This window comes from Exiguobacterium sp. RIT594 (genome assembly GCF_003339585.1).
Classification (GTDB): Bacteria; Bacillota; Bacilli; order Exiguobacteriales; family Exiguobacteriaceae; genus Exiguobacterium_A.
Genome location: NZ_QPKF01000001.1, coordinates 984,124 through 995,546, shown reverse-complemented (window position 1 = coordinate 995,546; position 11,423 = coordinate 984,124). Strand labels below are relative to the sequence as shown.

Annotated in this window: 11 protein-coding genes; 2 read left to right on the top strand and 9 right to left on the bottom strand. The window is 49.4% G+C overall.

Features of this window, described 5'->3' with window-relative positions:
* Positions 1–2 precede the first annotated feature (2 nt).
* From efeO to DVG79_RS04945, 6 genes are all read right to left on the bottom strand, one after another.
* Entirely contained in the window at positions 3–833 is an 831-nt protein-coding gene (gene efeO / locus DVG79_RS04970; protein ID WP_114595716.1) for an iron uptake system protein EfeO, read from the bottom strand.
* Between the two features lie 129 nt (positions 834–962).
* Complete coding sequence (locus tag DVG79_RS04965) at positions 963–2,627, bottom strand: DUF2339 domain-containing protein (protein ID WP_114595715.1); 1,665 nt, start codon at positions 2,625–2,627, stop codon at positions 963–965.
* A 164-nt stretch (positions 2,628–2,791) separates the two neighbouring features.
* Positions 2,792–3,871, bottom strand: coding sequence for a C39 family peptidase (locus tag DVG79_RS04960; RefSeq protein ID WP_114595714.1), 1,080 nt, complete (start codon positions 3,869–3,871; stop codon positions 2,792–2,794).
* A 180-nt stretch (positions 3,872–4,051) separates the two neighbouring features.
* Positions 4,052–5,095, bottom strand: a complete 1,044-nt coding sequence (locus DVG79_RS04955) for an oxidoreductase (protein WP_114595713.1) — start codon at positions 5,093–5,095, stop codon at positions 4,052–4,054.
* Positions 5,096–5,168: 73 nt separating this feature from the next.
* On the bottom strand, positions 5,169–5,654 hold the full coding sequence (locus tag DVG79_RS04950) for a GNAT family N-acetyltransferase (protein ID WP_114595712.1): 486 nt from the start codon (positions 5,652–5,654) through the stop codon (positions 5,169–5,171).
* Between the two features lie 232 nt (positions 5,655–5,886).
* Positions 5,887–6,759 (bottom strand): SDR family NAD(P)-dependent oxidoreductase, encoded by an 873-nt coding sequence (locus DVG79_RS04945; RefSeq protein ID WP_114595711.1) that lies wholly within the window; start codon positions 6,757–6,759, stop codon positions 5,887–5,889.
* A 162-nt stretch (positions 6,760–6,921) separates the two neighbouring features.
* Between DVG79_RS04945 and DVG79_RS04940 the strand changes: the two genes are divergently transcribed.
* Positions 6,922–8,385 carry a potassium/proton antiporter gene (locus DVG79_RS04940; RefSeq protein ID WP_114595710.1) on the top strand — a complete coding sequence of 488 codons (1,464 nt, stop codon included), beginning with the start codon at positions 6,922–6,924 and terminating at the stop codon, positions 8,383–8,385.
* A 57-nt stretch (positions 8,386–8,442) separates the two neighbouring features.
* Here DVG79_RS04940 and DVG79_RS04935 read toward each other — a convergent pair whose 3' ends face one another.
* Together DVG79_RS04935 and DVG79_RS04930 are read right to left on the bottom strand one after the other, a co-directional pair.
* Positions 8,443–9,645 carry a hypothetical protein gene (locus tag DVG79_RS04935; protein ID WP_114595709.1) on the bottom strand — a complete coding sequence of 401 codons (1,203 nt, stop codon included), beginning with the start codon at positions 9,643–9,645 and terminating at the stop codon, positions 8,443–8,445.
* A 19-nt stretch (positions 9,646–9,664) separates the two neighbouring features.
* Positions 9,665–10,258: a hypothetical protein gene (locus DVG79_RS04930; RefSeq protein WP_114595708.1), complete on the bottom strand. Its 594-nt coding sequence runs from the start codon at positions 10,256–10,258 to the stop codon at positions 9,665–9,667.
* Positions 10,259–10,403: 145 nt separating this feature from the next.
* Between DVG79_RS04930 and DVG79_RS16160 the strand changes: the two genes are divergently transcribed.
* Positions 10,404–10,556: a hypothetical protein gene (locus tag DVG79_RS16160; RefSeq protein WP_199505842.1), complete on the top strand. Its 153-nt coding sequence runs from the start codon at positions 10,404–10,406 to the stop codon at positions 10,554–10,556.
* Between the two features lie 46 nt (positions 10,557–10,602).
* Here the strand turns inward: DVG79_RS16160 and DVG79_RS04925 are convergent, their stop codons facing one another.
* Positions 10,603–11,391 (bottom strand): PP2C family serine/threonine-protein phosphatase, encoded by a 789-nt coding sequence (locus tag DVG79_RS04925; RefSeq protein ID WP_114595707.1) that lies wholly within the window; start codon positions 11,389–11,391, stop codon positions 10,603–10,605.
* Between the last annotated feature and the right edge of the window lie 32 nt (positions 11,392–11,423).

The window sequence follows — 11,423 nt, the reverse complement described above, 5'->3', positions numbered from 1 at the left end:
GTTCAGCCCTCCAGTACGATCCCCATCTTCGAGAGCGGTTCCGCCAGCTCGTTGATGGCTTGACTCAATTGTTTGACATCTGATTTGGACAACTCGGTATAGAGCACGTATCCGTCATCTTTCTTTTTCGCTTCCAATAATCCGTTCACATCAGCAAAGCGGGCTGCAATCTCTTTCGACAGGGCATCATCCTGTTTTTTCAGAGCCGGATTTAACAAATGATAAATTTTTTCCGCACCTTGGACGTTGGCTGCAAAGTCATACAGGTCGGTATGCGAATACCGGTCTTCTTCCCCTGTGACTTTTGACGTCGAGACTTCGTTTAAAAGATCAGTCGCACCGGTTACAAGCAGTTCCGGCGTCACCTCGACCGTCTCGACTTTCGCCCGGAGCAGGTGGACATCTTTCATCAATTGGTCGGCATACTCTTCGTATCCTTTTGTCGTTCCTTTTTCAAACAAGCCCTGTTCGATCCGATGGTAGCCGCCCCACTCCGACGCTTTGACGTCCCCTTCACGGGCATCGATTTTCGGATCGAGGTCTCCGAATACTTCCGCAATGGGTTCCGCCCGCTCATAATGCATCCGTGTTGGTGCATATAGTGCTTTCGCCCGTGCCAAGTCACCGTCTTTGACGGCTGTCGTGAACGCTTCCGTCTGCTTCGTGAACTGTTCCAGTTCCGCAATCGCATATGTCCGGTAATCGGCAACGACTTGCTCGAATTGATTCGGCTTGGCTGCTGCCGGTTCGGTCGTCGCGGGTTGTTCGGTACAGGCTCCCAGTAAAGCCGTCATGGATAAGAGACTGATTGTCAGTGTTTTGTTATGTCGCATGAATGGTTCCCCCTGATGATTAAGTAAGTTCATCAATCAGTATAGTCGATAATGATAATCGTTATCAATATATTTCAATAAAAAAATCCTCCCTTGCAGACGGCATTGTCCGGAGGGAGGATGACTGATTCAGGATTCACGTTTCTTGAAATACGTCCGCGAAATGATAAAGGCGACGATGCCGAAGCCGATGAATACAAACGCTTTTTGAATCAACGACAAGAACGACAAGTCAAACAGCAACAGTTTGACGGCACTGACCGACAATAACAGCAGACCGGACAGGCGCCAGGCCGCTGTCCCGCGAATCCGGCCGATCGCCACGAGGACAAACGATAACAGGATGTAGGCAACAGATAACGTCGTACTCCGGTCCGTTTGATCAAGCGTAGCGTAAAACGGCAGTTCCATCACGATCAGCGTATAGGTCACGAACACACCGGCCGCTGCAAAAAGCAGAACGATTTGCCAATACTTTTTCCAGATCGCTTCCCCGTGTGTCCGGACGAGCAAGACGATGAAGGCTGTCGTCGCGAGCGTCAGACCGAATACGGCGACGGCATACGAACGGTCGTTGAATCGATACGTCTCATACGTTCCAATCGTATACAGGACGAACATCACGTATACGACAATTCCGAAAAAGCGTTGATGCGGTACTTCCTGCCGCTTGATGAACCACAATCCGGCAATCATAAGAGCATAGAGGAGTGAACGGAATTGATCACCGAAGCTCAGCGGATCGACCGGAATCTGCGAAATCGCAAACAGGATGGCAACATGTCCAACGCCGTTTTGCCACGCCTCTTTCGTTCGATTCGCGACGGCGTAAGCGATGAGTGCAAACAGAACCGCGAGTCCGTAAGCAAACGGCCAGTCGACTACGGACAGGCTGAGCAGAACGAATCCACCCGCTATCCAGCTCGGGTAATTGTAGGTGATCGGAAGTTTGGTCCCGACGTACGCGAGACCGAGATAGGCGATGAGAGATGCCCCGAGTAAAGTGATTTCGTCAATCAAGGGACGTGTCTCAAAATTGACGGTGAGACTGCCGAAGATAAGGGCCAGGAAAAAGATCCCGGCAGTAACCGGGTACGCTTTGACCGCCTTCAGACGAAGGACGGCAAATACTAAAGCGGTAAATAACAGGACTTCATACAGTAAAAATAAGAAGACGTTCGGCTCATCCGTTAACTGGAGAAACGGCAATAAAAAGCCGGTAATCGAGACTAACACGAGTAACGCCGTCGAGCGCATCCACAACATCAATCCGTAAACGATGGCGAGTACGACGATTTCCAGGAAAAAAGCCAACAACGGCGGATAAAATTGATATAAGGCCATACCGGCAAATAAGGCGGACAAGGAAACGATTGTCCCGGTCGCGACCAGTCCGACGCCGAGATCCCGTCGTTTTTTCTCATACTGAAACTCCCCCAGTGCCATGACGAGTAAGCCGATGACGACTCCACTCCCAATCCGGACGGCTGGACTGATCAGTCCCGCTAACGACGCGTAGGAAAAGAGAAAAATCGCTCCGATGGCGGCAAAAATCGCCCCGATTCGCGGCAGCCAGACCGTCGCCAGGACATTTTCCCACTCATCCCGCGTCCGCGCTTGTTTTATGACCGGTGTCCGGGTCTTTTTGACGAATGCCGGGCGGACGGCAGGTCGTGCGACGGAAGAGACCGGTTCCGGTTGTGGGTCTTTCGCCGGCTGACGTTCCAACTGATCGACGCGTGCTTTTAATCGGACGATTTCCTGCTCCAGCTGTTCCAGTCGTTTTTCATCCATTTCTTTACCACTCCTTTCGAGAGAAAGCGTTCGAGGTTGTCATTATTTTACACGACTTTTTAATCGATTCCCAATTCTTTTAAATTTGGAACATTCCTCATTCTACCATCACATCCGTGCCATGAAAAAAACCGGTGAAGCGGAAGGCTTCACCGGTCAATCGATTAACGGACGGATAATGCGTACTGTCCTGTCGTATTGTAAACAGACGTAAATTGTGAACGGCTGACCGTGTATTTTCCACGGTATGGATCCGACACAGTAAACGCGCTGCTTGAGACACCTGTCACGAGCATGACGTGGTAGTTGCGGTACCCTGTAAACGTTTTACCGTCCGGCTTGATCCATGAGAAGTAGCCGTACGGATTTTTGAAATCGACGGTCGCCCAAACGATGACCGGGTTGCCGTTCCGGATTTCACTTTCAATTTTGCTGACCCCTTGTTTAGAAATGTCAACGGCACCACTCCGGTATTTTTTCGCGAGCGGCAGGATGCCTTTCGGATAAATGCCCCAGTTTTTATAATAATCGAGTGTTCCTGCCGGGTTACCGGTAAACATTTTTTCCGGATCTGCCCAGTAATACTTGCCGTTTTTATAAGTGGCGTTTGCCATGCTTTTCGGCATTTGATTATATAAAGAAGAAGCAGAAACTGCTTTCTTTTTATATTCGAGTGCCATTTTTAGTGAAACGAACTCACAGCCTGACGGATAGCCGAGTGTGTATTGATTGTAATACGGGACGTTTAATTGTTTTGATGAACTGCTTGGTGCTGTTTTCGTCAAATACTGTGTCGATACATAACGGTAGCTGCCATTGTATAAAATACGTGTCCAGCTGCCCGTTGTCCCGTAAGATGCCACCTTGACGCCTTTATTCAATTGCGTGACGGTTTTTGCTGTTAAGCTGGGAGAAGTTCTGACATTCAGTGTACCGACCGTCGTATAACGGGCGCCGGTCGATGTATACTTCGATGTCGTAGAGGTACGGACATAATCTTTGTGTATGTAGCCCGGTTTTGATTTGTACGTGATTTTATACCAACTGCCGGATGTCCCGTTCGAAGTATAGACGGCTCCCTTAGTGATGTTCCCCAGGATTTTACTTGTTGTCGATGGTTTTTCACGAACGCGTAACACATCTGTCGTGACCGTCAATTTCGTGGCTGCTTCTGCAATGAGCGATGGACTGAACACACCGAACAAAACACCTGCCAGAATGATGGACGTAATGATTTTTTTCATGATAAACCCCCTTGTGTCTGTAGTATACACAATTTTTCCCATCTTTTTGAAATTTTAATCAATATTCCATAAGAAAATTCTGAAAAATTGTGATATCTTTTCCTTTATAACAAAAAATCTCAGCGCTGCATAGGCAGATCGCTGAGATGTAATTATATTGATATCTAAAGATTTTTAATTTCAGAGATCTAAAATGAAGGGGGACGGCTTCGAGAACCCTTGTTCCATCAGGTGAGCGACCAATTTCGTGTCTTCTTCCGAGACCGGTAACGGTGTACCGTGGACGATGCTTTCATAAAAGGCACGATACAGCTTACCGTAATCTCCGACCGGGCTCGGAATCCGGACATCCTGTAAATGACCATGATCGTCATGGTACAACAATCGACCGAAATCATCTTCGGAATCTTCACCGAATCCTTCTTCTCCCGGGAAGTAGTTGGCTTTAAGATCCAGCTCCTGCCGGTCAATATGCTGCTTGATGAACGTCCCGTTCGTCCCGTGAAGCATCCAGCGCGGCGCACCGGCCAATGCGATATGACTGGTCCGGACACTGACTTTTAACTCCGGGTAGTAAAAATCGAGGGCAAATGTATCATCCGGATTACCGGCTAGGCGAACCGTCCGGATATCATATCCGACCCGTTCCGGTTTCCCGAATAAAGCGACGATTTGATCAATCGTATGCACACCGAGACCATATAAGGCGCCATTTTCCGGACGCGCAATGGCAGGGGCAGCCTCCGGTCGATAGAGATCGAAGTGTGAGACGACCTCAACGAGGCGTCCGAGCTTACCGGATCGGATGATTTGTTCAACGACTTGAAAATCGCTGTCGAAACGCCGGTTTTGATACGCGAGCAACTTAACGCCTTGCCGGTGCGCTTCTTCGAACAGTCGACGGGTCTCCTGCTCCGTCACGGTAAACGGTTTTTCGACCAGCACATGTTTTCCGTGTTGTAATGCTTGCAGCGCATAGGCAAAATGCGTCGCCGGCGGAGTATTGATGACGACGACCTGGAGCTCCGGGTCCTTCAACATCAGATCGAGATCCGTTGTGAACCGGACATGAGGCAATTTGGATTCATAAGTTGCCTCTAATTCCGGTTTTGATTTCCGGTTATAAATCCAGGTGATATCAAACTGGTCCTCAATCATGACATAGGGCAGATGATAACGGGTCGTACTTTTTCCAAAGCCGATAAAACCAATCTGAAGTCGCATCCGATCACTCCTCGAATAATTCTTTCTCTAACCATACCAAAGCATCCATCACTTGTCCTATCTAAATACCGCTTTATTTCGGCACCGGCATCCCCACATGCTCATATGTCGCAAAACCGTCACGAACACCTTTAGGGACAAAACCGAATGACGCATAGTAGCCGTTTAAAAAGTCATTCGACGCCAAACAATCAAGTCGTAATATTTCTTGTTCCGCTTGGGCGACGGCGATCACGTGCTGCAATAAACGTGTTCCGATTCCTAAACCTTTTGCAGATTCACTGACAACGATCCGGTGGATGTAAAGCCCTTCCTTGTCCGACCATAGTGTCTGATCCCATTCGAGTGACGGCAATAACGCAATCGAACCCAGTAAGTCCGGTCCTTGTTCATAGACAAAAAGTCTTCCGGCGTGCAGGTCGCGCTTCACGAGCGCTTCTAGATCGGTCTCGAGATACGCGGACCATTGGCGGCTTCCCCGTTTCTTAAACAGTTCGGCTTTTTCACGCAACAAGGTCGCAATCCGTTGGACATCGTGTGTAGTAGCTGATCGTATCATCGTGTTCCTCCCGTTTTTTAAAAATTTACTTTCATCCTAACGAAAGTAACGCCAGAAGAAAACCGTTTTGCTTCAAGACATCAAAAAATCATCAAATCGCAGGACTTTGTAAAATTTTTCATATTTCAAAATTCTCTCTCGCCCTATTGTATAGTCAGGGGGTGAACAGACCCCCAGTCTGCACAACACAGGTCTACCGACTTCCCACGAGTCGGTAGACCTTTTTTATCATTTAGACAAGTCCGACCCAACGTTTTGACAGGGCACGGGCCTGTTTGCGGTACGCCTCATCCTCAACGACCGGATTACTGAGACGCGGGGCGGAATCGGCATAGTATCCCCCATTATCGAGCACATCGTCCGTCGTTGCGAGGTACAGGGCGGTTTTCGCTCCGTATTCCGGTGTATACAGTTTTCCAGTCCAATATCCGACTTGGGCAATCGGTTTGAGGACGGTCTTCAATACTTTTCCGTATTTCCCCCGGTAGAACAGGTCGGTGTTGACGATTCCCGGGTGGACACTGACGAACGTCGCCCGCGTCCCGTATACCTCGGCCAACTCCCGCATATGGACCATTTGTAACAGCTTTGATTCCCGGTAAGACTTCATCGGATTATACTGTTCTTTTTTGACATGCGCGATCGCCTCGAGCTCGATATCGGTCCGGATCATTCCGCCTTCTCCTGCTAAGGAGGAAATCGAAATGACGCGGGGATCATGTCCCTGCTCAATCAACGGCAACAATCGTTCAATCAAATAGAAGTGACTGAGATAATTGACCTGAAACTGGGATTCAAACCCGTCCTTCGTCACATGATACGGGGGAACCATGATACCGGCATTCAGAATCAAGCGATCAATCCGACCGATCCGGTCAAACAACACATCCGCAAAACGCCGGACGGAATCGAGTTGATCCAGCTGTACGACCTCGACTTCCAGGTTCTTGTCCGACACCGCATGTTCCCGCAACAGTTGGATTAATAACGTCGCTTTTTTCTCCGATCGGACGGTCGCGATGACACGGTCACCACGTTCGAGCAATTCTTGAATCGTCACCATTCCCATACCGGAGTTTGCTCCTGTGACTACACAGATGTTCATATAAGATGCCTCCTCTTTCCTTATTCCATAATCCATTATGATACGTGTTTTCCTTTTTTTACGGATTTATACACATCTTCCGGCAAACTATTTTCTGAAGCTGCAACGAGGAATGACGTATACTAAAAAAAAGACGTCTTTCATCGAAGGAAGGGATCGCCTATGAACGAAGGGACCGTCCTGTTGCTTGCCGGTATTCTTTTGTTGCTTGCTATCGTCACGACGAAATTTTCTGTCCGTCTGAACGTCCCGACCCTGATTTTATTTGTGATCGTCGGTATCCTGGCCGGGACGGATGTCTCTGGATTAATTGATTTTGCGGACTTCGAGCAGGCCCGTCTGTTCGGTACGATCGCACTCGTCATCATCTTATTTGACGGCGGCTTGAATACGAAGTGGCGTCATTTCAAAACGGTTCTTCCGGCAGCATTATCGCTTGCAACCGTCGGTGTCCTGGTCACGACCGGCCTGATTGCAACGGTGGCACATTACCTGCTGGATTTCAGCTGGCCGATGGCGTTACTCATCGGCGCGTTGATTGGCTCGACCGATGCAGCAGCGGTCTTTTCATTGCTGAACGGTCGACCGATTGACCAGAAAGTCAAACATACGCTGGAAGCGGAATCGGGAACGAATGATCCGATGGCCGTTTTCTTGACGATTCTGTTCACTGAGTTTGCGTTAAATCCGGAAGCCTTTTCTATCGTACAAGGGATTTGGCTGTTGTTTTACGAGATGGGAATCGGTCTTGTCATAGGGCTGTTCGTCGGCTGGCTGTTGACCTCCTTGATGAACCGGATTCAGTTGCAGTCGTCGGCTTTATATCCGACGCTGCTGATCAGTGGGGCGCTCCTTTCCTACGGTGTCGCGACAAGCCTTCATGCGAGCGGCTTCTTAGCCGTTTACGTCACCGGGATTTGGCTCAGTAATCATGATTTGATTTACCGTGATATTCTCGTTCGGTTCAGCGGCAGTCTCTCCCACCTGGCAGAAGTCGGGATGTTCATCATGCTCGGACTGCTTGTGTTCCCAAGGCAACTGCTTGATCCTCAGACGTTGTTCGTATCAGGTGTCATCGTTCTGACCTTGATTCTCATCGCCCGTCCGCTTGCCGTTTATTTGTCCTTGTTGCCTTTTCGGTACAATTTCCGCGAACAGAGTGTCATCACAGCGGCCGGTTTGCGCGGCGCCGTCCCGATTATTCTCGCGACCTATCCGTTATCCAGTGGTCTGCCGGATGCCTATCCGTTGTTCAATATCGTTTTTTTCGCCGTCATGACGTCGGCGCTTTTGCAAGGAACGGCCTTACCCTGGATCGTCAAGCTGATGAAGCTCGATGCGAAACCGGCAATCGATATCGAACCGTTGATTCAATTCATGACGGTCGCGAATCCGAATGCCGAAATCGTCGAAGTCAGCGTTCCGTCCTTTTGCCGAATTGACGGAAAGACACTGCAGGAGATTGAGATGCCCCAGGATTTGCTGGTCGTCGCCGTCATCCGGCACGACGCCATCATCACACCACGCGGGCAAACCCGGTTGATCGGAGGCGATCAATTGTTGATTTTGACGCCGAAACAATCGGAAGAACGCATTCGGAAGCTGATTGCCTCACTTGGAATTTAAGACAAAAAACCGGACACCTGCAGGCGTCCGGTTTTTTAATCTGTTTTTTTCAAATCATCAGCTGCTTCTGGTCACATCATCCGCCCGTTTAATCTGGACAACACCCGGTGGGCGATGCGGGAACGTGATGGTCAGCCCTGCGAATCGGCAACTGTCATTACTGTTTTGTGCCTGGACGATCCATTCAATCGTTTCCTGTCGCGCCAAGGCATTACGGATCCGGTTCTCGACCTGTTGTCTTGAAATGCCCTCACAGGTCACGTCCGTTAAATAGGTTGTCTCATCGGACTCAAATTGTTTCCAAATCCCTAACAACAGCTGACCGACGGCACTGACAGGTGTTCCGTCCGGTTCGCCCGCCCCGACTGCTTGGTCGAGACGTTCGATGGCTTCCGGTGCCGTGTCACCAATCGCTAAAATCCGCCGTGATCCCTGTTGCATGATGCGGAACCGTTTTTGTCCGTCTTCCAGCCAGAGTCGCTGGGCGAACGGATTGACGGGAATGCCATGGAAAAACGTCACCGTCCCCCGCCAGGCAAAACCGAATGACGGATCGTAAGCTTGGATCGTCGCCATCGCTTGCGCGAGGAACGTTTGAACTTCCTCCTGCTCCGACTGCAATTGTGTCCGAACATCCTCGAACTGATGGAGCGGGACGGTCAGTGGAATCCGGGTAAACAGCTCGCCTTCCGGGACACGATGCGGTGCAAGGATCGTTCCATCCAAACGGTAATCACTTGCCGGACGTCCCGTCCGTCCGACGAACATTTGCCAATCGTCTTCGACGGCAGCAAAGGCATACGTCTGATGGGCAAAGGATGGAGCGACGAACAGACCGGGGAACGGTTCGAACGTCGCAATCCGGAGCGGTTCGCCGTCATTCCATTCTTCTTCGATGATGCGGACCAGTTGTCCGGTCAATGACAGCGTATCTGTCAGATAACGGCCGGTATTGCTGTAGAACCCTAAAATGAATTCCCGTTCTTCCTCTTCAAAGGTCATCATCGTCATTTGAAATAAGGACTGGACCTGGGCTTCGGCAAACAAATCGTCGATATCCTCCGGATGGTGCGATTCAATCGCCACCATCTGCCATCCCATCCGTTCATATAAATTGATTGTAATCGGGAAAAATAAGAAAGCACCATGGGTTGCCTCAAGTTTCAGGATGTCTTGCATGGCAAGTCGTTCGAGTCGTAAATCAAATCCCATCCGTTCCAGATGATCTTGCAAACGTCTTTTCCAGTGCGTGAACTCCATCTTTTTCCCTCCTTCTGCCTTATGCGCGTTTACGAAGCGGATTTTTGGACCAATAGAGATACAGTCCGACTAATCCACCGATTCCAATCAGATAGGCCGGGGTACCGCTGACTTGCATCAGGACGACCGGATTCGGCACGAATTGAATCAAGACTGCTTTATAGGTAGCAAACAAGATGAAGCTGACTAAAAATTGGACCCAGACCCGCTTTTTGACGTCGCGGATTTTCGGGGACGTGATCAAAATCGACATCGCGTCAATCAAAAATAAGGCGATGATGGAAAATAAGATGTAATCCGCGAGGGCGAACTGGAAAATCCCATCGATGCCTTCGATGAAAATAAACATCAAAATCGTTGAAACGTAATTTCGCGTCCATCGCTTTTGGGTCTCGACCCGTCGCAATTCCGGAATTTCGGCAATCATTTGATTCAGCCGTTCTTCCGGTGATTGGCCGTGGACCGTTTCAAACGGTTTTTGTAAGCGTTGGGCTTCATAAAGATCCGCTTGGAGACGGCGCTCGATATCCGTCCGTTCCGGTTCTTCGACGTTCAGGTTCAAACGTGGTAACAGTGACTCTAAAATACGTGTGTTGGCTTTAGTAAGTTTCAAGCGAGATCCCCCTTTTTCACGTTTAAGTATACCGGTTTAACGGGAAAAAAGAATACTACGAAGATGGCGATTACTTGACGAATCATACATAAATATTCAGAATAGTTAAAAAGGTGACACACTTTTAGGAAAGGAGGGGTAACGAATGTACCAAACCTTAACGAATGCCACACTGATTGCTTTGTTGACAAGCGTCGGGATTGCCTTACCGTTGACCCATGCAGAACAAGATACCTCGCATGAGCCGATTCCCTTGCCAACCAATCAGACGGATCCTGAACCGACTGCAACCGAATAAAAGCATGACCCCTTTCCCTTACATATGGAAAAGACGGGTCATGCTTTTATTTTGAATTACCGGGCATCGTTACATTTTCTTCGACTTCGACTGCCCAGGCTAAGATGGTTGTGCTGTCCCGGACACCAAGCTGTTCAATCGTCGTCAATAATGTCTTGACGCCGACATACGACGTCGTCATTACTTGTTCCAGCTGTTTCCCGTCTTGGAACGGCGCTCCGGGACATTCAATCAATCCGTCCGTCGTCAACAGCAGCTGATTGATTCCCTGTCGTAATTCACGAATTCCCCGGCTGTAACAGGGAACGGGTAAATCAAACGTATTCACCCGGCCGATCCATTCAAAAAACTGCCGTTCGTTTAATTTATATTGCAGATAGTTACTTAAATCGGGATGGAACAGATAGGCGAGAACATCGCCGACCGATAACCACCAGACATATTTTCCCTTGCGGACAAGAAACAGACAGGCGGTCTCACCCTGAACGGTTTGACAGGCGGTCCGAAATGTTTTGTTTTCCAATAACGAGACGACATACCGCTCCAGAGAGGCAAACATCGTTTCGACCGGTTCGTTCAGAATCCGTTCGATCTCTAGACGGTGCGACGTCAAGTAATCAATCAATAAGACGGCACTCTCGGCAGTATCATGCGCGTCGAGCAACATCGTCCATTCCCAGTCCGCCCCGATCCAGACGATACATCCATCTTCATTTTTGGTTTGTCCGGAACGGCTGCAACCTCCGAATCGTCCGACCGTGATCGGTCCGACGGATTCCATCGAGATGACATCGACAAACGGTGTTTCATTGCCTACCCAAACTAACTCGGGCATTTCTCTTGTCGCCCCTTTCCGTCTCTCTTTCC